This window comes from Frigoribacterium sp. PhB160 (assembly GCF_003751785.1).
Taxonomy (GTDB): Bacteria; Actinomycetota; Actinomycetes; order Actinomycetales; family Microbacteriaceae; genus Frigoribacterium.
In genome coordinates this window covers 153,834-175,457 of sequence record NZ_RKIE01000003.1, presented here as the reverse complement: position 1 = coordinate 175,457, position 21,624 = coordinate 153,834, and the positions used below count along the sequence as shown (strand labels likewise).

The following is a 21,624-nucleotide window of genomic DNA, read 5'->3' as shown; positions in this document are numbered from 1 at the left end:
CGGACGCGCCGCGGCGCCGTCGCTACAGGTGCAGCTCGCGGGCGACGACTTCCCGGGCGACCTGCGAGAGCGACCGGTTGTGGTCGCGCGACCAGCGCCGCATGACCGCGAACGCGTCGTCGGTGCTGATGCGCTTCACCTCGGAGAGCACGCCCTTCGCCTGCTCGATGACGACGCGCGAGTCGAGGGCGTGCTGCAGCTGCTGCTGCACGACGGTCGTCTCGCGGTAGGTGCGCTCGTGGATCACCCCGATCGTCGCCACGTCGGCCAGGGCCTGTGCTGCCCGCACGTCGCGCGGGTTCAGGTCGCCGACGACGTCGCGGAAGAGGTTGAGGGTGCCGATCACCCGGTCGCGCAGGCGGAGCGGGAGCGCGACGACCGCCCGGAACCCCTGCTCGACGGCGACGCGGCCGAAGTCGTCCCACCGGTCGGCGTCGGCCTCGATGTCCGGCACCGCCACGACCGCGCCCGTGCGGAAGCACTCCATGCACGGCCCCTGCTCGGCGTCGAGCTGCATGACCTCGATGAGGTGGCTGGCCTCGCTCGTCGAGACCACGACCTCGAACGCGCTGTCGCGGTCGGGGAGGATGATGCCGGCCGCGGTCACGTCGAACAGGTCGGCGCAGGCGTCGACGAGCGTCTGCAGCAGGTCGACGACGTCGTAGTCGGCGACCAGCGTGTCGGCCAGGCTCGTGAAGACCTCGACCAGCTGGCCCTCTCGGGTGCTGTCACTCATGGTCGTTCTCCTCGATCCCTCCGTCGGTGGCGGCGAACGAGAGCCGTCCCGAGACGATGTCCTCCGACACGTCGATGACGCGCCGTCCCGACGAGAAGGCGAGCCCCTGGATCAGCAGGTGCGCGTCGTCGGGGGTGACGCCGGCCTGCACGAGCACCTTGCCGGTGGCCTGGTGCACGAGCCGTCGCGAGCGAGCGCCCACCGGGCGCATGTCCTCGTCGTCGGCGACGTCCTCCAAGGCGGTGCGGAGGACGATCCTGCTGACGGAGCGCGCGAGCTCGCCCGCTCGCCGCCGGTGCACGTCGGAGAGATCGGCGGGACGGTCGGACCAGAGGTCGACGGCGCCCAGCTGCAGCGGCCCCACGCGGATGGGGAACGCGTAGACGGCGCAGACGCCGAGGGCGCCGACGGCGGGCGCGAGCGTCGGCCACCGGGCGTCGGCGTTGCCCGGCACGTCGGTGTCGACCACGGCGGCGCCGGTGCGCATCGCCTCCCAGCAGGGCCCCTCGCCGAGGTCGAACTGCAGCTCGTCGAGGCGTGCCGAGACGTCGTCGCTGGCCGAGATCGTCTCGCTGCCGAGCACGGGGCCGAGAGTCGCGACCGAGGCGCCCGTGACCGGGAAGAGGCGGAGGAACGGCTGGGCCAGGTCTTCCCGCCCGGCGCCCGCGAGCGACCGCAGGGTCGCCTCGAAGTCGTGCGGGGTCGCGTCGCCGGTCATGGGGACAGGGTACGCACCCGCCGGGTCGGCGCGCGCGGCGTCCGTCCACCGGTGTCACCGGCCGACGACTCGGCCGATGTCCCCGGCCGCGCGGGCGTCCCGTCCGTAGGGTGGGCCGCGTGCCCACCGCCCTGTCCTCCCACGTCGCCGGCCGCCTGCGGCTCGCGTTCGGTGCGCCGCGCCTCCTGCTCGCCCTGAAGACCGCGCTCGCGGTCGGCATCGCCTGGCGCCTCGCGCCGTACGTGCCGGGCGTCGCCGACCAGTACCCCTACTACGCGCCGCTCGGCGCGCTCGTGAGCATGTACCCGACGCTGATGAGCTCGGTGCGCACCGGCCTGCAGACGCTGCTCGGGCTCGCCGCGGGCATCGGCCTCGCGACCCTCGTCATCGTCACGACGGGGCCGAGCTGGTGGACGATCCCGATCATCGTCGGCGTCGGCATCGTCGTCTCGGGCACCGGCTGGTTCGGCGCCGGCCGCGAGTACGTGCCCATGGCGGCCCTCTTCGTGCTGATCATCGGCGGGCAGGACGCCGACGACTACTCGCTCGGCTACCTGGTGCAGATGGCCGTCGGCGTCGTGGTCGGCCTCGTCGTCAACCTGCTCGTCGCCCCGCGCATCTCGAGCGTCGCGGCCGGTCGCCGCATCGACGAGCTGCAGCACCAGGTCGCCGCCCACCTGCACGACATGGGCACGGCCCTGCGCGAGACCTGGCCGCCCGAGCACGAGGCCTGGGCCCGCGACGCCGACGCCCTCACCCACACCGTCGAGTCGGTGCGCGACGCGCTCGCCGAGGGCGACGAGAGCCGCAAGGGCAACCCGCGGGCGCTGTTCAACCGGCGCGACACGGGGGCCGACCACCGACGCGTCGAGACGCTCGACCGCGTCGTCTTCCACGTCAGGGACCTGTCGGAGGCGCTGGCCGACTCGATCTGGTCGCGTCCGGGAGCCATGACTTTCGACCCCGCCCTCGCCTCCCCGCTCGCCGACGCGTGCGACCGCGTCGGCGACGCCCTCGACGAGACCGACCCGACCCTGCCGCGCGCGCACCGGGCGCTGGGCGCGGCGGCGCGGGCCGTGCGGCAGCTCGTGCTCGTCGTCGACGAGCGGTCGGAGGCGGCGCACAGCACCCTCGGGCCGGGCGTGCTGTCGTCCATCCACCTGCGGCGGATCATCATGCACCTGCGCGCCGACGGACGGCCCGCGGACGCGGCCGACGACGAGGACTCGGTCGGGTCGGCGGGCGACTCGCCGAGCTGACCCGCCCGCGGGCTCGTGCGGCGTCGTCGGCGGCGTCGTCGTCGTCGCCGCGCTCGCGTCGCACCGTCGAACCCGCGGTGCACCGTCGGGACAGGGGGTGCGGTGCGGGTCCGGGGGTGTGACCCGGGTCGCGCCGTGTCGGGTCGTGTCGGACCTGCGGTGCACCGTCGAACCTGCGGTGCACCGTCGGGACGGGGGGTGCGGTGCGGGTCCGGGGGTGTCAGCCGGGCCGGGCGCCGGCGCGGGCGTCCCGGCGACGCTCGTAGCGGGCCAGCAGCACGGCGCCCGCGACGGTGCCGGCGAGCGCGGCCACGACGGCGAACCAGCCCGGCACCAGGGTCGTCGGCGTGAGGACCGCCAGGGCGAGCGCCCCGGTGACGACGCCGCTCGCGACCGCGCCGGCCACGAGCCGGGCCCGCGGCCGGTCCCGACGGGGGTCGACCACGCGGACCACCGCGAGCCCGACCGACGCCGCCGCCAGCGCGACCACCGCGCCGACGACCGCGGTGACGAGCGCGACGAGGACGCTGACGGAGAGCGGGGCGCCGACGGCCGAGGCGTCCTCGGCGCTCGGCGGCGACGCGGCGCCGGACGCGACGGCCGCCACGAGCAGCGGGACGGTCCACGAGGCGAGCCCCAGCACGGCGCCGGTCAGCAGGGCCTCGCCGAGGAGGCGCGCCACGGCCCCGGCGTCGGGGCCGACGGATCGGCTCGTGCGAGCGGGCGCGCGGCTCGGCGGGGGATCGGTCTCGTGGGGCACGGCCCCATCGTGACGGGTCTACCCCCACCGTGTCACGGGCGACGGACTCGAGCGGCGTCGCCGGACACCGGCACGGCGGACACCGGCACGGCGGGCACCGGTACGGCGGACACCGGCAGGACGCGCGCGGGCACGAGGGTGGGGCGGACCAGGCTGCCTGCCTGCCCCGCCCCGCGTGTCGGCCGTTTCACGACGCCGACACCGGTGTTGCTCCGCGCCCCACGGGGGGCGAGAGCATCGGGCTCGACGCTAGGGGCGACCACCGACATTCCCGGATCGGGGGCGCGGCCGAGCGGGAGCGGCGACGACGCGGGGGGCCGGCGGGGCGACCGGGGAGGGGCGACCGGGCCGCGCCTCCTGGTCGCCCGGGGGCCGGTGCGCGGCGGTGCCGACGGCCGTCAGGAGGCGCGCGACCGGCCCGCGAGGGAGGTCGCCGCGGTGCGCGGCCGGGCGACGCCGGCGGAGGTCGGCAGGAAGAAGTCGGCGTACGACGGCTCCCCCGCGACCGAGGCCACGGCGGACCCCGGGATGACCGGCGTCAGCGGGCGCTCGGCACGCCGACGCTTCGGGTACGGCTCGATGCGCACGCGGGGGACGCCCGGCTCGCGGAGGTAGGTGCTGGAGGCGGGGGCGGCGGGCAGCGCGCCGACGCGGAGGGCGACGGCGGCGGCCAGGCGCTCGCGGCTGAGGTGGCTGAGCTCGCTCATGCGGAGGCTCCCGTCGTGCCGAGGGCGCGGCGGGTCCCGGCCGTGCGGGAGGTGCGGAGGAGACTCATCGTCTGCTCGTCTCTGGCGACCCTGCGTCGCCGCGTACCGGGGTGTGTCGGGCGGCTCGCCGTTAATCGAGCCTGTGCCGCCGTGGATCGGCACATCTGCAGGCGGTCGTCCGCCAGGGGGCTGGCGGGCGGTCGCGCTGTTCGCGTGGGCTCCACGATGCCGGGTGGCCGGGGGGCGGGTCGAGCCGGGGGCGGGGATGCGCGTTAAACGGACAACGGCGCCGAGGGCGCTGGCGCTTTCCGCACGACCGGTGCGCCTCCGACGCCGCTGACGGTCGAAGCCCCAGACGGCCGTCACCCGCTCCGCCGTCGCGCGGCCGCCCGCCGATCTTGCTGGACAGGTCTTGTACATGTATGGTCACGGCATGCCTGTCTCGTCGAAGCGACGCCTCATCGCGGACGCCCTCCGCCACGACATCGCCACCGGGCGGTTCGTCGCCGGGTCGCGCCTGCCCGGCGAGCACGACCTCGCCGAGCGGTTCTCGGTGAGCCGCGGCACCGTGCGTGCCGCGCTGTCCGACCTCGCCGACGAGGAGTACATCGCCACCCACGGCGGCGTCGGCTCCCTCGTCACCTTCGACGGCGCGGCGCTCGACCCCCGGGCGGGCTGGGCGCGATCGATCGCCGCCACCGGCAGCGACGTCGAGACGGTGCTGCTCCGGCTCGAGCGGCTCGACGACGCGGCCCTCGCGGCCGAGGTCGGCGCCGACGGTCCGGCCTTCGTCGCCGTCGACCGCCTGCGCCGGGTCGCCGACGGCCCGCCCGTCTCGCTCGAACGCAGCCGCCTGCCCCGCCTCGGCGCGCTCGACCGCGCCGTCGAGCAGGGCCTCGTCGGGGGCTCCCTCACCTCGACCATCGCCGAGTCGGGCCTCGTGCCCGCCCACGCCGAGCAGTGGGTCGACGTCGTGCCCCTCGACGACCGCGACGCTGCCCTGCTCGGTCGGCCGGTCGGCACGCCGTTCCTCCATAGCCGTCGCGTCACCCGCACCCGCACCGGCGACTTCGTCGAGTGCGTCGACAGCCTCCTCGCGCCGGACAGGTTCCGGCTCCACATGAAGTTCGGGAGCCACTCATGACCGACCACCTGATCGTCCCCGCCGCGCGCCACGACCCCGCGCTCCGCGACCGCGCCCTCGCCGCCTTCCGCGGCCTCGCGCTCGGCGACGCCCTCGGCATGCCGACGCAGTCGATGTCGCTGGCCCAGATCCGCGCCGACCACGGCGTGGTCACCGACTTCGTCGACGCCGGGCCGTCCCAGCGCATCGCCGCGGGCATGACCGCCGGGCACGTGACCGACGACACCGAGCAAGCGATGCTCGTCGCCGAGCTGCTGATCGCTGGCGAGGGCCGCCTCGACCCGGTCCGCTTCGCCGAGGCCCTCATCGAGTGGGAGCGTGGGATGCGGGCCAAGGGATCCCTCGACCTGCTCGGGCCCAGCACGAAGACCGCCGTCGAGCGCATCATGCAGGGCGTGCCCGCCGACCAGGCCGGCTCGACGGGCACGACGAACGGCGCGGCGATGCGCATCGCCCCGGTCGGCATCAGCACGCCGCTCCGCCCGCTCGACGACCTCGTCGACGCCGTGCGCGACGCCTCGCGCGTCACCCACGACACGGGCCTCGGCATCGCCGGGGCCAGCGCGATCGCCGCGGCCGTCAGCGCCGGCGTCGACGGCGCCGACCGCGAGCAGGCCGTCGACGTCGCGATCGAGGCCGCCGCGATCGGCGCGACGCGCGGCCACTGGGTCGCCGGCGCCGACATCGCCGCGAAGTCCGACTGGGCCCGTCGGCACCTCCGCGGCGTGCCCGCCGCCGAGCGCATCGACGCCGTGTCGCAGCTCGTCGGCACCTCGGTGGCCTCGCAGGAGTCGGTCGTCGCCGCGCTCGCCCTCGTCGCCCTGGACGCCGAGCCGTGGGAGATCCTCGGCACCGCGGCCAGCCTGGGCGGCGACACCGACACCATCGCGGCGATGGCGGGCGCGGTGCTCGGCGCCGTCCACGGGTCCTCCGCGTGGCCCGACGAGGCCGTCCGCACGGTCACGGCGGTAAACGGGCTGGCCCTCGAGCCGCTGGTCGACTCGCTGCTCGACCTGCGCCTCCGCTAGCTCGCCCCACCCGCGGCGGCGCACCGCCCACGACCCGCCGCGCCCCGACCACCTCGACCCACCTGACCCCGCTGCACCCACCCGACCCCGCTGCACCCACCCGACCCCGCTCGACCGCACACCCACTTCCGAGGACGCAAGAGGACATGACCGCACCCACCGACGACATCGCCCGCACCCAGGGCACGCTGACCACCATCGAGCAGCGGGGCATCGAGCCCGTGCCCGACGACGAGCGGACCGGCCAGGCCGGAGCCCTCTTCTGGGTCTGGTTCGCCGCGAACATCTCGATCCTGGGGCTGCCGCTCGGTGCGACCCTCGTCGCCTTCCAGGGCCTCACGATCTGGCAGGCGCTCGTCGTCGCCGTGGTCGGCGCCGCGGGCTCGTTCGCCCTCGTCGGCGTCATCTCGATCGCCGGACGACGGGGAGGCGCGCCGGGGCTCACCCTGTCGCGCGCGGTCTTCGGGGTGCGCGGCAACATCGGGCCGACCGCGATCTCGCTGCTGTCCCGCCTCGGCTGGGAGACCGTCAACACGACGACGGCCGCCTTCGTGCTGCTCTCGCTCTTCGCGATCCTCTTCGGCGCCGACGGCCGCGCGAAGGAGCAGCCGCTCGTCACGCTCGCCGCGATCCTCGTCTTCATCGTCTGCACGGTGCTCGTCTCGGGTCTCGGCCACGCGGCCATCGTCGTCATCCAGCGATGGGCTACCTGGATCTTCGGCGCGCTCAACGTGTTCGTCGCGGTCTTCCTCGTCGCGCGGGTCGACTGGGACACCGTCTCGTCGGCCCCCGCCGGCCCGGTCAGCGCCATGGTCATCGGCATCGGGACGATCGCGGCCGGCACCGGCATCGGCTGGGCCACGGCGGGCGCCGACATCGCCCGCTACTCGAAGACCAGCGTCAAGGCCGGCAAGCTCGTGCTCGCGAGCGCGGTCGGCGCGGGCGTGCCGCTCGTGCTGCTGATCGGCCTCGGCGCCCTCCTCTCGGCGGGCGACCCGACGCTGGCGCAGGCAGGCGACCCCGTCGCGGCGATCCGCGACCTGCTGCCGTCGTGGATGGCCGTGCCCTACCTCGTCGCCGCGTTCGGCGGGCTGCTGCTCTCGAACCACCTCTCGGTCTACTCTGCGAGCCTCACGACACTGACGCTCGGGGTCAAGGTGCCCCGCGTCTGGGCGGTCGCGGTCGACGTCGTCATCACGTTCGTCGGCGCGATCTACTTCATGCTCGTCGCCGACGGCTTCTACGCGCCGTTCATCACGTTCATCTCGATCCTCGCGGTGCCGATCACGGCGTGGCTCGGCGTCTTCATCGCCGACATGGCCCGGCGCACCTGGTACGACTCCGATGCCCTCCTCGACCTCCGTCGCGGCGGTCGCTACTGGTACACCGGCGGCGTCTCGCTGCCCGCCCTCGGCGCCTGGGGCGTCGCGATCGTCGTCGGCACGCTGTTCACCGCGGTGCAGGTCGGCGACGCCGCACCGGTGTTCGTCGGCCCGCTCTCCGACACGTGGGTCGGCGCCAACGGCCTCGGCTGGGTCGTGACCTTCGTCGTCGCGGTCGGCGCGTACCTCCTGCTCGGCGGCCCGCGCGGCGCGCTGCACGGCCCCGTGGGCGCGTCGCGGCCGGCCGCCCGCGAGGTGCGCTGATGGGCAGGCTCGTCTCGGTCGGCAACGTCGTCGTCGACCTCGTGCTCGAGATCGACCAGCTGCCCGAGCTCGGCGGCGACGTGGTCGCCTCGGGCTCGGCGGTGACCGCCGGGGGAGGCCTGAACACCCTCGTGGCCGCGCGTCGCGACGGCGCCGAGGTCGCGTTCGGCGGCCAGTACGGCACGGGGCCGTTCGGCGACGTCGTGCGCGCCGCCCTGGCCGACGCCGACGTGGACGTGCTCCAGCCCGGGCTCGTGGACGTCGACAGCGGCTGGTGCGTCGCCCTCGTCGACGCGTCGACCGAGCGCACCTTCGTGACCACCGTCGGGGCCGAGGGCCAGCTCACCCGTGCCGACCTCGACCGCGTGCGGCCGGTCGCCGGCGACGTCGCGTTCGTCTCGGGCTACGGCCTGGCCCACCCGGTGAACCGCGAGGCGATCGTCGACTGGGTCGCGTCGCTGGCCGACGAGGTGCGGGTCGTGCTCGACCCGTCCCCGCTCGTCGCCACGCTGCCGCCCGAGGCGCTGGAGGCCGTCGTCGCCCGGGCCGACGTCGTCAGCGCCAACGCGAGGGAGGCGCGGCTCCTCTCGCCGACGTCGTCCTCGCTCGCCGAGGCGGCCGAGTCGCTCAGCCGTCGGGCCCGGGGTGCCGCGCTCGTCCGGGACGGCGCCGCCGGCTGCTGGGTCGCGGACCGCGGCTGGCCCGCGGTGCTCGTGGCGGGGTTCCCCGTGGAGGCGCTCGACACGAACGGGGCGGGCGACGCCCACGCCGGTGTCCTCGTCGCCGCGCTGCTGCGCGGGACGCCGCTGCTCGAGGCGGTGCGGCGCGCGAACGCGGCCGCGGCCCTCGCGACGACCCGGCGCGGCCCGGCGACGGGGCCCACGGCCGCGGAGACGGACGCGCTGCTCGCGCGTCAGGTCGCAGGCCGACCCGGTGTCGGCGGATCGGCGTAGCGTCCACCCCATGAGCACGAACGACAGCACCCCGTCCACCGCCCCCGACGGCTCGACCGAGAACATCACCGACGAGCAGGCGACCTACACCGACGAGCTGCCCGACGGCAAGAAGGACGGCCTCGTCGACGACGACAAGGACTCGGAGTCCACCGACAGCTGAGCACCCCGGCACCACAGGGGGGAGGCGCGGTGACGGTCAGTCCGTCACCGCGCCTCCGTCGTCGCTCGCGTCGCCGCACGGGGTCGCAGGCCCCCGGTCAGCCGACCGTGCGGCCGCGCAGCTCGATCGCGATCTCGGAGGCGTCGAGGTCGGCCAGGGCTGCCGCGAGCACGTCCGCGTCGAACAGCCCGTTGTCGCGCGCCTCGAGCAACGCCTCGCGCTGAGCCGCCAGCACGGCGAGGGTGTGGTCGCGGGCGACGACGAAGCCCTCCCGCGACCGGGTCACGCCGTCGGCCTCGGGGGCGGGCACCCTCTCCGCGCTCTCGCGCAGCAGGCGGAGGATGCGGTCTCGTTCGGCGTCCTCGGCCGCGTGCCTGCCCGCCTCGTCGACCGGCGGCGAGATGCGGCGCAGCAGCGGGCCGATCGTGCCGCCCTGCACGAGCAGCGACAGCGCCGCGACCGCGAACGCGATCAGCACGAGCACCGGACGCTGCGGGGTGTCGTCGGGGAGGGTCTGCGCCGCGGCGACCGTGACGGCCCCGCGCATGCCGGCCCAGACGACGGCGGTGCCGTCCCGCCAGCCGAGCGGCTGCCGCAGGAAGTACTCGATGTCGGCGAGCCCCTGCGTGACGCGGCGCGTGAACTGGTCGAGCGTGCGCTGCGAGGGCGTGCGGGCGGCGCGCGTCCGGGCGGGACGGGCCGCGCGGCGGGCCTGACGCGGGAGCCGGGTGCGGCGGGGCTCGCGACCGCGGGCGGTGGTCGCGGGGGTGCCGGTCGCGGGGTTGCTCGGCGTGGGGTTGCCGGGCACGGGGGCGTCCTCGGGTCCGGTCGTCGCGCCTCCGTTCGCGGGCGTCCCGTCGCCAGGCGTCACGGGCGCGACGACGGAGTCCGACCCCGTCGCGATCGCCGCCGCAGCGCCTCCGCTCGCCTCTCCGCGCCCGCGGGCGCGGCGGTTCAGCTCGGCGAACGAGGTCTCGGCGCTGCCCTCGGCCTCGATGCGCTCGTACATGTCCTGGACGCGCGGCCGCATCGCCTCGGCGTGCCGCGCCCGCACCGACAGCACCCGCAGCAGCGGCGCCACGTAGGCCGCCCGCACGAGGACCGTCAGGGCGAGCGCCCCGACCGCGACGAGCAGGGCGGGGGCGACGCCGGCGTGGTCGTCCTGCACGGCCATGACGATGGTCTTGACCTGCAGGCCCATGGTGAGGAAGACCGCTCCTTCGAGCACGAGCTCGACCGTCCGCCAGTTCTGGGTGTCTGAGAGGCGGTTCTGCGGCGAGAGCTCGTGCGGCGCGCGGACGCCCGTGACGAGCCCCGCCACGACGGCCGCGACCAGCCCCGACGCGCCGACGCCGCTCGCCGGGAGCGACGCCACGAACGGCACCGCGAACGAGATGACGGTGTTGACCGTCGAGTCGGTGACGCGTCGACGCACCGTGAGGTTCAGCCAGCCGACCACCAGGCCGATCACGAGGGCGACCACCACGGAGTACGCGAACGTGCCGAGCGCGCCCCAGAACGAGAAGGAGGCGGCGGTCGCCACGATCGCCGTCCGCAGCAGCACCAGCGCGGTCGCGTCGTTGAGCAGGCTCTCGCCGTCGAGCATGGCGACCACCCGCTTCGAGACCGAGGTCTGCTTGACGATCGAGGTCGCGACGGCGTCGGTCGGGCTGATGACGGCGCCGAGGGCCACGCCCCAGGCGAAGCCGAGGTCGGGCAGCACGAGCATGAAGAAGACGCCGAGCAGCAGGGCGCTCGCGACGACCAGCAGCACCGAGAGGCCGCTGATGGCGCCGAACTCGCGCCGGAAGTTCATCGCCGGCATCGACACCGCCGACGAGTAGAGCAGCGGCGGCAGCACCCCGGCGAGGATCAGCTCGGGGTCGATCTCGACCTCGGCGAACACCGGCAGGAAGCTCGCGGCGACCCCGATGCCGACCAGCAGCAGCGGCGACGCCACCCCGAGCCGCGGCCCGACGAGCGTGGAGGCGGCGATCACGACGAACCCGGTGACGAGCACGACGAGCAGCAGGGGGATCTCGGTCATGGGTCGAGCCTGGCACCTCGCGCGGCCGCGGTGGGGCGGGGTGAGACGCGGCGGGGCGCGCGGCCTTGCCCCCGGGGCCGGGGTGGGCTACGTTCGCGGGCTGGCCGCCCGACCGAGGCGGCCTCGGCCGACACCCCGACACTGCGTCACCCCGACGCCGCGACACCCGGAGGAACGACATGACGACCGACGACCGAGCCCGCCCGCCGCGGCGACCCGACGTGACCGACGTGGAGCTCGTCGGCGGCGCCGAGCCGCTGCGGGTGGCGCTCCACGAGCACGACCCACGCTGGGCCGAGGTCTTCCGCGAGCACCGCGCGCGGATCGTCGCGGCGCTCGCCGGGCAGGACGTGGTCGTCGAGCACATCGGGTCGACGTCGGTCCCGGGCCTGGCGGCCAAGCCGGTCGTCGACGTGGTCGTCGCGGTCGCCGACGTGACCGCGGAGGAGGACTGGCTCGAGCCCCTGCTCGCCGCCGGGTACGAGCTGCGCACCCGCGAGCCCGGGCACCGACTCGTGCGGACGCCCGAGCGCGACGTGCACGTGCACGTGTACGACCGCGGGGCCACGGCCGTGTCGGACTACCTCCTGCTGCGCGACCACCTGCGGTCGGACGCGGCCGACCGCGCGCTCTACGGCGACGTCAAGCGCGAGCTCATGACCCGCCGGTGGGAGGACACGAACGACTACGCGGCCGCGAAGGACGACGTGATCGCCGCGATCAAGGCGCGGGCGCGGGCCGCGCAGGCCGAGGGGTCTGCGGGGGCGGCGACGCCGGCCTGCGGGTGAGGGCGTCGGCCACCTCCGGCTCGTCCGTACCCGGTCTTGTCGCCCGCGGCGGCGCGTGGTGAGGTGGCTCATGCAGTTCTTCCCCGACATCGCGCCCGACGGTCACGACGCCGACCCCGAGGACGTCGACCAGCCCCGCCGGCCCGACTGGACGGGGCCGCCCGCCGACTGGTGGCCGACGGCCGTCGGCACGTCCGTGCTGCTGGCGTCGAGCGACCACGTCGCCGTGGGCCTCACGGGCATGGCGGTCTACCCCACCGGCGTCGCCCTGAGCCTCCGCTGGATGCTGCGCAGCCGCGGCCAGGGGCGTCGGGACTGGGCGGACTTGATGGACCGCTTCGAAGGCGGTCGGTTCCGTGGCCAGGCCGACCCTGCGCGGGGCATCCGCTTCGGCCTGGTGCTCGCCGACGGCACCCCCGTGCTGTCGCACGCCGAGTACGAGCTCCCCGCCGAGCTCGACGTCCCCGCCGGGGCGGGACCGGGCGACGACACCGGCCTCGGCGAGCCCGCGGCGCCGACCGGGCCGCTGCTCGTGCTGGCCGAGCAGGGCGGGTCGGGCGACGACCGCTCCTACGCGACCTCGGCGACCCTGTGGCTGTGGCCGCTGCCGCCCGAGGGCCCCCGCGAGATCGTCATGACCTGGCCCGAGTTCGGCATCGGGGAGACCCGGCACGCCCTCCCCGCGGTCGACGTGGTGACGGCCGCCGAGCAGGCCCGCCCCGCCTGGGACGACTAGCGCCGCCGCGAGCCCGCGAGCCCGCGAGCCCGCGAGCGTGGACGAGCACGACCCGCGAGAACCGCGGACACCCTCGAGAACCGCATGCACCCTCGGGCGCGCCGCGGGGTGCGTGCGGGTTCCGAGGGTGCGGAGCTCCTGAGCGCGGGCAGGGCCGAGCGCGGCACCGGCCTGACCCGCGAGCTCACTGTGCCTGCACGCGAGACCCGCGAGAACCGCGGACACCCTCGATTCCCGCTTGCACCCTCGGGCGCGCCGCGGGGTGCGTGCGGGTCCCGAGGGTGCGGAGCTCCTGAGCGCGGACGGGCAGGGCCGAGCGCGGCACCGGCCCCGCGCGGCGACGCGACCGCAGGGGGAGGCGCGGTGTCGGACCGGCAGGCACCGCGCCTCCTCGTGGGGGTCGCGTCAGTTGACGGACTCGCCCGCGTCCTCGATGCAGCTCAGCGCCTGCTCGGCGGCGTCGTTGTCATCGTCCGCCGTGGACGACCGGTCGAAGGTCGACGTCTCGTCGGCGTCGTCGTTCGCAGAGGTCCACGTGCCGTCGAACTCGTCGGCCTCGACGTCGCCGTCGGTCACCCAGAGTCCGACGGTGTCGGAGAGCACGTTGTTCTCGCCGACCGGGGCCGCGACGTACCAGGTCGAGCCGTCCTGGGCGGCGTAGCCGAGGAGCACGTCGTCGTCGACCCCGTCCGCCAGCGACGCCAGGGCGCTCTCGCTGATGCGCGTGCAGTTCAGGTCATTCTCCTGGCCCGGGTCGGTGCGGCTCGACGACGCGTCGGGCTCGTCGCCCCCGGCGGCGGTGTTCTGGGCGCCGCCCGTGCAGCCGGCGAGGGGCAGCATCAGCAGCGCGGCGATCGGCAGCAGGGTCTTCTTCGTGATCATGCGGTCGACGGTAGGAGGCGCGGGGCGGCCCCGCCCGGATTCACAGCCGCGGCCGCGGTGCGCGTCCCCCGCGGTGCGCGTGCCCGACGGCGTGGGGAGCGGGTGCGGCGGCCGTGGTCGTTCGCGTCGCGTCGCGTTCTGCGCGCCGCGTTCTGCGCGCCGCGTCGGGTTCTCTCGCGACGCGCTGCGCAGAACGTGACGCCACGCGGAGGCAGCGGAGACGGGGAGGCGCGGGTCGCTATAGTGGACGAGTTCGCCTCCGAGGCGGCGCGCGAGTGTAGTTCAATGGTAGAACTCCAGCTTCCCAAGCTGGTAGCGCGGGTTCGATTCCCGTCACTCGCTCCATCGGCCAGTCACTCGCTCCAGATCTCGGGCCCGCGTCGCCAGCTCCGACCGGTAGCGTCGCCCCATGCGCAGCACGCGGTGGGGCAGGGCCTGGTTCGCGTTGCAGGCCGTCGCCGGAGCCGCGTGGTGGATCGCCGTCGCCACGGTCCCGTCCGTCCGCGACGCCACCCTCGGCAGCCTCGACCCCGTGCTGGTCGCCGTGTTCGACGTCCCCCTGTTCGTCGGGGCGTCCGCGCTCGCCGCGGCGGGCCTCCGCCCCGCGGCCGTCGTCGCCACCGTCTGGACGACCCTCGTCGCCGTCGCCCTGGCCGTCTTCGCGACGGTCACCGGCGAGGCCGGCTGGGGAGTCCTCCTCATGGCCGGCGCCGTCGTCGGCTCGGCCCTCGCGCTCGCCCAGCTGCTGCTCGGCCGCGTCCCCACGCACTGGGTGATCTGGGGCCCCCTGGGCTTCCGACCCGCGGAGGCGCGCCGCGGCCCCGCCAGGAACCTCGCCACCACCGCCCTCGAGATCGTCGTCTTCTGGGGGCTGTTCCTCGCGGTGATCCCGCTCGTCGTGGCGTTCCTCGAGCGGCGGTGGGGCCTGGCGCTGCCGCTGTCGGGCCCGGCCGACGCCGCGACGACGGTGGCCGGCGTCGTGCTGCTCGTCGTCGCGAGCGCGGCGGGCCTGTGGTCGGGCGCGGTCATGACGACGCTCGGCGACGGCACGCCCCTGCCCTCCGCCATGCCGAACCGGCTGGTCGTCGCGGGGCCCTACCGGGTGGTCCGCAACCCGATGGCCGTGGCGAGCATCGCGCAGGGCGTCGCCGTCGGCCTCCTCCTGTCGTCGTGGCTGGTCGTCGCCTACGCGATCGCCGGCGCCGTGTTCTGGAACGTCGCCGTGCGACCCCACGAGGAGCGCGACCTCGAGGCGCGGTTCGGGGACGACTTCCGTCGGTACCGCGACGCGGTGCTGTGCTGGTGGCCGCGCCTCCCCGTGCCCGCGCAGCGGTGAGGCGCCCGAGCCCGGTGCCTCGTGCAGCGTGCCGCGGCGGGCCGGTGTCGTCGCGTCACGATCTGCGCGTCACGTCGCGTTCTCTCGTGACGCGACGCGCGGAACGTGACGCCGCGCCGCGCCGCGCCGCGCGACGCCACGCGAGGGCCGCGCGCCCGCCTAGAAGTCGACGAGCTCGAGCTCGACCGTGACCACGTCGCCGAGCTCCGCCGCGGCCGCGTCGCGCACCGCCCGCTTGACCGGCAGCACCCACGACCCCGCCTCGCCGAGCCCCGTCCCGGCGGGGAAGATCGACGTCCGGAACCGCGTGCCGCCGATCTCGGCGTCGACCCGGACGGAGCCCCACCCGTTCGTCGCTCCCTCGACCAGCTCGGTCACGAGGTCGCTGACGTCGAGGGGCAGGCTGACGAAGGTCCAGAGCTCCCGGCGCGCGGCCCAGCGCCACAGCTCGGCCTCGAAACGGAACGTCATGCCGCCATGCTGCCAGCCCGCCGCCGCGCCAGGCCCCGCCGACGACCAGCCCGAGCAGCGCGGCGGCCACCGACAGCACGAGCATGCCGACGCCGGCGAGCAGGCCGGCGGCCCGGCGCCGCCCACCGAGCAGCCGCACCGTCTCGACGCTCGCCGTGCTGAAGGTCGTGTAGCCGCCCATCAGGCCGCCGCCGCCGACGAGCAGCCACTCGTGCGGCATCCCCGCCGACGCCGCGAGCCCGGTGAGCAGGCCGAGCCCGAACGACCCCGTCACGTTGATCACGGTCGTCGCCAGCGGGAACGGCAGCCACCTCGCGCGCAGGCTCGCCGACCGCACGGCACCGTCGACGAGCAGGCGCAACGCGGCGCCGAGCCCGCCCGCGGCGGCGATCGCGAGGAACAGCAGGGGAGAGGTCACCGCTCGCCGCCGCCTCGTCCGTCTCCGGCCGCACCGTCCGCGGCCGCACCGTCCGCGGCCGCACCGTCCGGCTCGCCGCCCCCATGGCCGTCCCGGTCTCCGGCGCCCGCCGCGACGGAACGCCCCGGGAGCACGCGAGCCGCGACCGCGATGCCCGCCGCCGCCGCGGCCGCTCCCGCCACGACCGACCCGAGCACGCCCGTGCCGGCGAACAGGCGCAGCGCTCGGCGACGGCCCTCGTCGGGTCCGCGGCGCCCGAGCGCCTCGAGCAGCACGCCGAGCACGAAGGCGCCGCGGACGTTGATCGCGGCGATGGTCCAGGGCACCCCGTCAGGAGGCGCGGGCCACGTGAGCGCCAGCGCTTCGCGCGCTCCCGTCCCGACCTCGCCGCCCGGTGCCACGAGGGCGAGGGCCTGCCAGCGCAGGTGCACGGGTACCGCCTCCAGCACGCGCGTTCCTCCGTCCGACGACGACCGACCCCGACGCTACCGCGGGTCGGGCCGCGGGAGCGGGCGTCCACAGGTCGGGCCTGGACGAGCTCTACCACGACGGCCCGCCTCTGCTCCTCGTCTTGCTTCTCCCCACAGGAGCACATGCTTGTCCACAGGGTCGAGGCCTAACAAAATCCCTGATCACGAGGCCCTGACCGAATTACACCACTGTCATTTCCACAGATCTGTCCACAGTCATTCCCCTGTTCTCCCCCGCTTCTCCACGGGGAGGGCGGCGTGTCGGCACAGGTTGCCCACAGGGTTATCCACAGGTGGAAAGTCGGCCCGGAGTGCGGTGCCGATTCCGCGCCTCCGTCTCTCCACGGCCCCTGCTCAGGTGCTGGAGTCGCGGTGCCGGGCCTCGTTCAGTCGTAGACGCGACCCAGCACCCAGCGGCCCGCGGCGTCGCGCAGCACCTCGAACATGTGGGTCGTACCGACCCCGTCGGTGGCCTGGAACCGCCAGCCGACGAACTGTCGCGGCGGGTGCGTGATGAGCTCGTGCGTGAACATCGGCTCGTCGTAGAGCTTGGTCGGCATGTCGGTCACGCGGTACCGGACGCCGTCGTGGACGAGGCGGTCGGGGGCCTCGCCGGCGAACCAGAGGGCGACGTCGGATCGGGTCGTGGAGATGTTCATCAGGGCCGCCTCTCTCGAACGTGTGTTCGAACAGGGCACGAGTGTAGGCAGGCCTCCTCACGGCTCGCAACTGGTCCGGCCGCTCCGCGTGTCGCCCCTCGCCGTGCACCGTCTGACCGGCGTTGCACCGTCTGACCGGCGTTGCACCGGCGGGACCGACGGTGCAGCGCCGGTCCGACGGTGCCGACCGATCCGGCCCCGGCCCGGTCCCCGCGCGTGGACCGCCCGCGGCGCACCGCCTGCGGCGCCTCACGAGACCTCGTGCAGCTCCGTCCCGAGCGCCGCCGCGACGCCCGCGTTCGTGACGCCTCCGTCGACGACGTTGAGCCCGAGCGCGAGCGCCGGGTCCGCGGCCGTCGCCGCGCGCCACCCCTTCTCGGCGAGGGCGATCACGTACGGCAGCGTCGCGTTGGTCAGTGCCCGCGTCGACGTCTCGGGCACCGCGCCCGGCATGTTGGCGACGCAGTAGTACACGGCGTCGTGCACGGCGAACGTCGGGTCGTCGTGCGTCGTCGGCCGCGACCCCTCGAAGCAGCCGCCCTGGTCGATCGCGATGTCGACGAGCACCGCGCCGGCCTTCATCCCCGCGACCATCTCGTCGGTGACGAGCTTCGGCGCGGCCGCCCCGGGCACGAGCACCGACCCGATGACGAGGTCGGCGTCGCGCACCTGCGCGGCGATCTCGTGCGGCGTCGACGGCCGGGTCTGCACGCGCCCGCCGAAGCGCGACTCGAGCTGTCGAAGGCGCGGCAGCGACAGGTCGACGATCGTCACGTCGGCGCCCATCCCGAGCGCGTTCGCGGCGGCGTGCTCGCCCGCGACCCCGCCGCCGATGACGACGACCTTGGCCTTGGGGGTGCCCGGCACGCCGCCCATCAGGGTGCCCCGACCGCCGGAGGCGCGCATCAGCTGGTACGCCCCCACCGTGATCGACAGACGCCCGGCCACCTCGCTCATCGGCGACAGCAGCGGCAGCGAGCGATCGGCCAGCTGGACCGTCTCGTAGGCGATCGCGGTCGTGCGGGAGGCGACCAGCGCCTCCGTCAGGGCGCGGTCGGCGGCGAGGTGCAGGTACGTGAAGAGCACCTGGTCGGCGCGGAGGAGGTGGTGCTCGGCGGCGATCGGCTCCTTCACCTTGAGCAGGAGGTCGGCGCCGCCCCAGACCTCGTCGGCGGTCGCGACGATCGTCGCGCCGGCGGCCGCGAAGTCGGCGTCGGCGATGCGCGACCCGAGGCCGGCGCCCGCCTCGACGAGCACCTCGTGGCCGCGGCGGACGAGGGCGTCGACCCCGGCGGGCGTGATCGCCACCCGGTTCTCGTTGTTCTTGATCTCGGTGGGGACTCCGACGCGCATCGCTTCTCCGATCGTTCGCCCGGCGTCTGCCGGCCGTGGGCGCCGACGCTCGTCGGCCGTGGGTCGACCGGCGTGCGCCGGCCGTGCTCCTCGGCCCAATCGTGGAGATCGTTCGTTACGCCGACGTTTCCGGCGAAGAAGATTCTGTGAGACTGACCGGACCACGTCGTCAGGCCAGAGAAAGCAGCTCACACCGTGTCTACGCCGAACGATCTTCGAGGGTCCGCCCCGCTCGACGAGCTCGACCGACGCCTCCTCGACGTCCTGAAGACGGACGCGCGCATCTCGAACGCCGCGCTCGCCGACGCCGTGGGGGTCGCGCCGTCGACCGCGCACACCCGGCTGCGGGCGCTGATCGACCGCGGGGTCGTCACCGGGTTCCTCACGAGCGTCGACCAGACGAGCCTGGGCCTGCCGCTGCAGGCGATCGTCGGCGTGACGCTGCGGCCCGGGGCGCGGCAGGCGAGCATCGCCGAGTTCTCGGACGCGGTGCGCCGCCTGCCGCAGGTGCTGCAGGTGTTCTTCGTCGGCGGGCAGGACGACTTCCTCGTGCACATCGCCGTGGCCGACTCGAGCGCGGTGCGCACCTTCGTCGTCGACCACCTCTCGGCACAGCCGTCGGTCGCGTCGACCCGCACGAGCATCGTGTTCGACTACCACCGCAACGGGGTGGCGGCCTCCTTCCGGTGACGCGGGGCGCGCCTCCTCGTCCCCTGGGAAGACCGGGACGACCCGGGGAGGCGTCGCTACCGTCGCCCGCATGACACAGACACGAGCACGACTCACCACCGCTTCGCTCGGCACCGCGGCGACCGCCGCCCTCGTCGTCGGCCTCGCCGGGTGCACCCCGGCCGAGGGCGACACGGCCGCGCCGCCGACCGTCACGACGACGGTGACCGCGACCGACGCGGCCACCACGGCGGCCCCCTCCGCGACCCCCGAGGAGGCGCTGGTCACCGCGTACCTGGACGCGATCGTCGCCGGCGACACGGCCACCGCCTGGCCGCTCCTGTCCGCGGAGGCGCAGGCGTCCTACGGCTCGGAGGCGACGTTCGCGGAGTACTCGCCGACCGACGGCACCGTCACCGCGGAGGAGGCCGGCCAGCTCCTCGCCGGGAGCACCGACGTCGTCGAGGGCCCCGAGGGCGCCTTCACGCTCGTCAGCATCACGACCGACTCGGAGGCCGACGCGTGGATCGTCCGCGAGACCGCGGACGGCCTCCGGCTCGACGACGCGGGGGTGCCGCCGACGGGGGAGTCGCTGTACACCTGGTCGAACCCCGACGTCGGGGCCGAGGACGGCGACGTCGACCCGGTCGCCGCGGCCGAGGCGGTCGACCCGGCGGCCCCGGCGCGGCTGTCGTTCGCGAGCCCGGCCAGCGCCGACGCGACCGCGCCGTCGGTCGTCGGCTACCCGTCGACCGTGTGGGCGTGGATCGACGGCGAGCCCGTCGAGGTGCCCGAGCCCGCGGCTGCCGGGTCGGGGCGGACGTTCGACGTGCCGCTGGGCGGCACGTCGACCGACGGGGCGCCGCGCGGGCTGACGGTCGTGTGGCAGACGGGCGACGAGTCGCTCGGGTGGCGGAGCAGCACGGTGCTGCTGTAGACGGCCCGCGCGCCGCGCGCCGCGCGTCGCGTCGCTTCGCACCCCCGCGTCGCGTCACGTTCCGGGCGTCGCGCCGCGTTCTTCCGTGACGCGATGCGCGAGACGGGATGCGGCGCCGCCGTCCCGAGGGGAGTCGACGGGTGCCCGCCCCGTGGTGTCCACCCGCGCCTCCTCCGTCCGGCCGACGACGTCGTCGGTGGTGCGCCCTACGCTGGCCGACGTGGCTTCCTTCGACGACGACTACGACATCCGCACGTTCTCCCCCGCCCTCGGCGAGGGGTCGACCGCCGACGAGCCGCGCGCCGACGAGGCCTCGGCCGCGTGGGCGCAGGCGGCGAGCCTCGGCTTCCACGAGGGCGAGCTGCCGCCGCTGGCCGCCGGGCTCGAGACCCTCCGCGGGGTCGACGACGGCCGGGTGCTGACCGGCGTCTACGCGAAGCAGCAGCGCCCCGGCTCGCTCGACGCCGAGGGCTGGCCCGTGGCCACCTTCGTCACGCTGACCAAGTCGATCAACGTCGGCGGCGGGGCCTTGCTCGACGCCCACCTCATCTCCGGCGTGACGGTGCAGCCGACGCATCGCCGGCGGGGCGTCCTCCGCCGCATGATGACCGACGACCTGACCGCGGCGAAGGCCTCGGGCCTCGCGGTCGCCGCGCTCACGGCGAGCGAGGGCGGCATCTACCGCCGGTTCGGGTTCGGCGTGGCCACGCGCGAGCGCGCCGTCGAGGTCGACGTGCGCCGCGCCTCCGGCCTGGTCGTCGAGCCCGAGGGCACGGTCGAGCTCGTCCCGCGGTCGGCGCTCGCCGAGGTCGCGCCCGTCGTGTTCGCGGCGTTCCACCGGCGCAGCCCCGGCTCGATCGACCGGCACGAGGGTGCGTGGAACAGGCTGCTCGGCCGCCGCCGCCCCGACGGCTCGCCCGACCTCGCGGTGCGGGCGGCCGTGCACCGCGACGCCGCGGGCGAGATCGACGGCTACGTCACCTACAAGCTCGAGCCGGGCGGCGCCGAGCACGTGCACGTGCTGGTCGTGGTCGACCTCGTGGCGGCGAGCGACGACGCCTACCTCGGCCTGTGGCAGCTGCTGCTCGCCGTCGACCTCGTGACGACGATCCGCTACGACTCGGCACCCCAGTCCGACCCGCTGCCGCACGTGCTGCCCGACCCGCGGGCCGTGCGCATCACCGGCGACCAAGACCACGTGTGGCTCCGGGTGCTCGACCCGATCGCGGCCCTGCAGGCTCGGCCGTGGGCGGCCGACGGGGTCGTCACGATCGCCGTCGCCGACGCGCTCGGCCTGGCCGGCGGCACCTACCGCGTCACCAGCGAAGGAGGCGCGGCCACCGTCAAGCGCGCCAGCGTCCGCCGGGCGGACGTCGAGCTCGACGTGGCGACCCTGGGCTCGCTCTGGCTCGGCGGCGTCGACCCCGTGACCCTTGCGGCGGCGGACCTCGTGCGCGAGCGTCGGCGCGGCGCCGTGCAGCAGCTGCGCGCGATGCTCGCCCCGGAGCGGCCGCTGCACGGCATCACGTCGTTCTAGCGCGCGGGGCGCGGGGCGCGGCGCGCGGGGCTGCGGCGGTGTGCGGTCGCATGCGACCTCTGCCCCCGGACCCTGCGGACCCGCGGAGACCCGTCGGCGCGCTGGGGGGTGTGTGTGGGTTCGTGGGGTGTGGGTGCGCGGCGCAGCCGCGTCCGTCGGGACGGTGTCGGGCTGGCGCGGACTGAGCATTCCGCGTGCGTCCCGCCG

At 75.4% G+C, this 21,624-nt stretch carries 22 protein-coding genes, 1 tRNA gene and 1 pseudogene; 13 read left to right on the top strand and 11 right to left on the bottom strand.

The genetic code is table 11. From position 1 onward, the window contains the following. Positions 1-22 precede the first annotated feature (22 nt). Positions 23-736, bottom strand: coding sequence for a GAF and ANTAR domain-containing protein (locus EDF38_RS13835; RefSeq protein WP_123356380.1), 714 nt, complete (start codon positions 734-736; stop codon positions 23-25). Continuing rightward, positions 729-1,454 (bottom strand): GAF and ANTAR domain-containing protein, encoded by a 726-nt coding sequence (locus EDF38_RS13830; RefSeq protein ID WP_123356378.1) that lies wholly within the window; start codon positions 1,452-1,454, stop codon positions 729-731. Before EDF38_RS13830 ends, EDF38_RS13835 begins: the two co-directional genes overlap by 8 nt. Positions 1,455-1,573: 119 nt before the next feature. Between EDF38_RS13830 and EDF38_RS13825 the strand changes: the two genes are divergently transcribed. Next, positions 1,574-2,713: an aromatic acid exporter family protein gene (locus EDF38_RS13825; protein WP_233572471.1), complete on the top strand. Its 1,140-nt coding sequence runs from the start codon at positions 1,574-1,576 to the stop codon at positions 2,711-2,713. A 220-nt stretch (positions 2,714-2,933) separates the two neighbouring features. Here EDF38_RS13825 and EDF38_RS13820 read toward each other — a convergent pair whose 3' ends face one another. Together EDF38_RS13820 and EDF38_RS13815 are read right to left on the bottom strand one after the other, a co-directional pair. Continuing rightward, complete coding sequence (locus EDF38_RS13820; protein WP_123356376.1) at positions 2,934-3,473, bottom strand: hypothetical protein; 540 nt, start codon at positions 3,471-3,473, stop codon at positions 2,934-2,936. Positions 3,474-3,871: 398 nt separating this feature from the next. Further along, the gene (locus EDF38_RS13815; RefSeq protein WP_123356374.1) at positions 3,872-4,180 is read right to left on the bottom strand and encodes a hypothetical protein; all 309 of its coding nucleotides are present in this window, start codon (positions 4,178-4,180) and stop codon (positions 3,872-3,874) included. 433 nt (positions 4,181-4,613) lie between these two features. Between EDF38_RS13815 and EDF38_RS13810 the strand changes: the two genes are divergently transcribed. From EDF38_RS13810 to EDF38_RS15965, 5 genes are all read left to right on the top strand, one after another. After that, positions 4,614-5,324 carry a GntR family transcriptional regulator gene (locus EDF38_RS13810; protein WP_123356372.1) on the top strand — a complete coding sequence of 237 codons (711 nt, stop codon included), beginning with the start codon at positions 4,614-4,616 and terminating at the stop codon, positions 5,322-5,324. Beyond that, the gene (locus EDF38_RS13805; RefSeq protein WP_123356370.1) at positions 5,321-6,352 is read left to right on the top strand and encodes an ADP-ribosylglycohydrolase family protein; all 1,032 of its coding nucleotides are present in this window, start codon (positions 5,321-5,323) and stop codon (positions 6,350-6,352) included. The genes EDF38_RS13810 and EDF38_RS13805 overlap by 4 nt, the downstream gene beginning before the upstream one ends. Before the next feature lie 146 nt (positions 6,353-6,498). Next, positions 6,499-7,998, top strand: a complete 1,500-nt coding sequence (locus tag EDF38_RS13800; protein ID WP_123356368.1) for a cytosine permease — start codon at positions 6,499-6,501, stop codon at positions 7,996-7,998. Further along, the gene (locus tag EDF38_RS13795) at positions 7,998-8,951 is read left to right on the top strand and encodes a PfkB family carbohydrate kinase (protein WP_123356366.1); all 954 of its coding nucleotides are present in this window, start codon (positions 7,998-8,000) and stop codon (positions 8,949-8,951) included. The genes EDF38_RS13800 and EDF38_RS13795 overlap by 1 nt, the downstream gene beginning before the upstream one ends. Before the next feature lie 10 nt (positions 8,952-8,961). Continuing rightward, positions 8,962-9,114, top strand: coding sequence for a hypothetical protein (locus tag EDF38_RS15965; protein WP_158613384.1), 153 nt, complete (start codon positions 8,962-8,964; stop codon positions 9,112-9,114). A 97-nt stretch (positions 9,115-9,211) separates the two neighbouring features. Here the strand turns inward: EDF38_RS15965 and EDF38_RS13790 are convergent, their stop codons facing one another. Continuing rightward, positions 9,212-11,161 carry a sodium:proton antiporter gene (locus EDF38_RS13790; protein WP_123356364.1) on the bottom strand — a complete coding sequence of 650 codons (1,950 nt, stop codon included), beginning with the start codon at positions 11,159-11,161 and terminating at the stop codon, positions 9,212-9,214. 179 nt (positions 11,162-11,340) lie between these two features. Between EDF38_RS13790 and EDF38_RS13785 the strand changes: the two genes are divergently transcribed. After that, entirely contained in the window at positions 11,341-11,949 is a 609-nt protein-coding gene (locus tag EDF38_RS13785) for a GrpB family protein (RefSeq protein ID WP_123356362.1), read from the top strand. 70 nt (positions 11,950-12,019) lie between these two features. Then, positions 12,020-12,685 carry a hypothetical protein gene (locus EDF38_RS13780; RefSeq protein ID WP_148061503.1) on the top strand — a complete coding sequence of 222 codons (666 nt, stop codon included), beginning with the start codon at positions 12,020-12,022 and terminating at the stop codon, positions 12,683-12,685. Positions 12,686-13,090: 405 nt separating this feature from the next. Here the strand turns inward: EDF38_RS13780 and EDF38_RS13775 are convergent, their stop codons facing one another. After that, the gene (locus tag EDF38_RS13775) at positions 13,091-13,567 is read right to left on the bottom strand and encodes a hypothetical protein (RefSeq protein WP_123356358.1); all 477 of its coding nucleotides are present in this window, start codon (positions 13,565-13,567) and stop codon (positions 13,091-13,093) included. A gap of 271 nt (positions 13,568-13,838) precedes the next feature. Between EDF38_RS13775 and EDF38_RS13770 the strand changes: the two genes are divergently transcribed. Continuing rightward, positions 13,839-13,912, top strand: a tRNA-Gly gene (locus EDF38_RS13770). Between the two features lie 64 nt (positions 13,913-13,976). Further along, complete coding sequence (locus tag EDF38_RS13765) at positions 13,977-14,903, top strand: isoprenylcysteine carboxylmethyltransferase family protein (RefSeq protein ID WP_123356356.1); 927 nt, start codon at positions 13,977-13,979, stop codon at positions 14,901-14,903. 159 nt (positions 14,904-15,062) lie between these two features. On the opposite strand, the gene EDF38_RS13760 is transcribed toward EDF38_RS13765, so the two are convergent. The 5 genes and pseudogenes from EDF38_RS13760 to ald all read right to left on the bottom strand — a co-directional run bounded on the left by EDF38_RS13760 (position 15,063) and on the right by ald (position 18,274). Beyond that, on the bottom strand, positions 15,063-15,374 hold the full coding sequence (locus tag EDF38_RS13760; RefSeq protein WP_123356353.1) for a DUF1905 domain-containing protein: 312 nt from the start codon (positions 15,372-15,374) through the stop codon (positions 15,063-15,065). Between the two features lie 34 nt (positions 15,375-15,408). Further along, positions 15,409-15,792: pseudogene (locus tag EDF38_RS13755) on the bottom strand (CrcB family protein); the annotation flags it as partial. Beyond that, the gene (locus EDF38_RS16260; RefSeq protein ID WP_233572470.1) at positions 15,789-16,241 is read right to left on the bottom strand and encodes a CrcB family protein; all 453 of its coding nucleotides are present in this window, start codon (positions 16,239-16,241) and stop codon (positions 15,789-15,791) included. The gene EDF38_RS16260 and the pseudogene EDF38_RS13755, both read right to left, overlap by 4 nt. Before the next feature lie 407 nt (positions 16,242-16,648). Then, complete coding sequence (locus EDF38_RS13745) at positions 16,649-16,921, bottom strand: hypothetical protein (protein WP_123356351.1); 273 nt, start codon at positions 16,919-16,921, stop codon at positions 16,649-16,651. 249 nt (positions 16,922-17,170) lie between these two features. Continuing rightward, complete coding sequence (ald, locus tag EDF38_RS13740; RefSeq protein WP_123356349.1) at positions 17,171-18,274, bottom strand: alanine dehydrogenase; 1,104 nt, start codon at positions 18,272-18,274, stop codon at positions 17,171-17,173. Between the two features lie 195 nt (positions 18,275-18,469). On the opposite strand from ald, the gene EDF38_RS13735 reads away from it, so the two are divergent. From EDF38_RS13735 to EDF38_RS13725, 3 genes are all read left to right on the top strand, one after another. Continuing rightward, positions 18,470-18,964, top strand: a complete 495-nt coding sequence (locus EDF38_RS13735) for an Lrp/AsnC family transcriptional regulator (protein WP_123356347.1) — start codon at positions 18,470-18,472, stop codon at positions 18,962-18,964. A 70-nt stretch (positions 18,965-19,034) separates the two neighbouring features. Continuing rightward, positions 19,035-19,880 (top strand): hypothetical protein, encoded by an 846-nt coding sequence (locus EDF38_RS13730; RefSeq protein WP_123356345.1) that lies wholly within the window; start codon positions 19,035-19,037, stop codon positions 19,878-19,880. A gap of 220 nt (positions 19,881-20,100) precedes the next feature. Continuing rightward, positions 20,101-21,417: a GNAT family N-acetyltransferase gene (locus tag EDF38_RS13725; RefSeq protein ID WP_158613383.1), complete on the top strand. Its 1,317-nt coding sequence runs from the start codon at positions 20,101-20,103 to the stop codon at positions 21,415-21,417. Positions 21,418-21,624 lie beyond the last annotated feature (207 nt).

What these genes read in the sequence shown, in the direction of transcription:
- EDF38_RS13795 (WP_123356366.1), top strand. Translation starts at nt 7,998, where the DNA reads ATGGGCAGGCTCGTCTCGGTCGGCAACGTCGTCGTCGACCTCGTGCTC.
- EDF38_RS13760 (WP_123356353.1), bottom strand. Translation starts at nt 15,374, where the DNA reads ATGACGTTCCGTTTCGAGGCCGAGCTGTGGCGCTGGGCCGCGCGCCGG.
- EDF38_RS13830 (WP_123356378.1), bottom strand. Translation starts at nt 1,454, where the DNA reads ATGACCGGCGACGCGACCCCGCACGACTTCGAGGCGACCCTGCGGTCG.
- EDF38_RS13775 (WP_123356358.1), bottom strand. Translation starts at nt 13,567, where the DNA reads ATGATCACGAAGAAGACCCTGCTGCCGATCGCCGCGCTGCTGATGCTG.
- EDF38_RS15965 (WP_158613384.1), top strand. Translation starts at nt 8,962, where the DNA reads ATGAGCACGAACGACAGCACCCCGTCCACCGCCCCCGACGGCTCGACC.
- EDF38_RS13810 (WP_123356372.1), top strand. Translation starts at nt 4,614, where the DNA reads ATGCCTGTCTCGTCGAAGCGACGCCTCATCGCGGACGCCCTCCGCCAC.
- EDF38_RS13785 (WP_123356362.1), top strand. Translation starts at nt 11,341, where the DNA reads ATGACGACCGACGACCGAGCCCGCCCGCCGCGGCGACCCGACGTGACC.
- EDF38_RS13800 (WP_123356368.1), top strand. Translation starts at nt 6,499, where the DNA reads ATGACCGCACCCACCGACGACATCGCCCGCACCCAGGGCACGCTGACC.
- EDF38_RS13815 (WP_123356374.1), bottom strand. Translation starts at nt 4,180, where the DNA reads ATGAGCGAGCTCAGCCACCTCAGCCGCGAGCGCCTGGCCGCCGCCGTC.
- EDF38_RS13790 (WP_123356364.1), bottom strand. Translation starts at nt 11,161, where the DNA reads ATGACCGAGATCCCCCTGCTGCTCGTCGTGCTCGTCACCGGGTTCGTC.
- EDF38_RS13780 (WP_148061503.1), top strand. Translation starts at nt 12,020, where the DNA reads ATGCAGTTCTTCCCCGACATCGCGCCCGACGGTCACGACGCCGACCCC.
- EDF38_RS13765 (WP_123356356.1), top strand. Translation starts at nt 13,977, where the DNA reads ATGCGCAGCACGCGGTGGGGCAGGGCCTGGTTCGCGTTGCAGGCCGTC.
- EDF38_RS13745 (WP_123356351.1), bottom strand. Translation starts at nt 16,921, where the DNA reads ATGAACATCTCCACGACCCGATCCGACGTCGCCCTCTGGTTCGCCGGC.
- EDF38_RS13730 (WP_123356345.1), top strand. Translation starts at nt 19,035, where the DNA reads ATGACACAGACACGAGCACGACTCACCACCGCTTCGCTCGGCACCGCG.
- ald (WP_123356349.1), bottom strand. Translation starts at nt 18,274, where the DNA reads ATGCGCGTCGGAGTCCCCACCGAGATCAAGAACAACGAGAACCGGGTG.
- EDF38_RS13835 (WP_123356380.1), bottom strand. Translation starts at nt 736, where the DNA reads ATGAGTGACAGCACCCGAGAGGGCCAGCTGGTCGAGGTCTTCACGAGC.
- EDF38_RS13805 (WP_123356370.1), top strand. Translation starts at nt 5,321, where the DNA reads ATGACCGACCACCTGATCGTCCCCGCCGCGCGCCACGACCCCGCGCTC.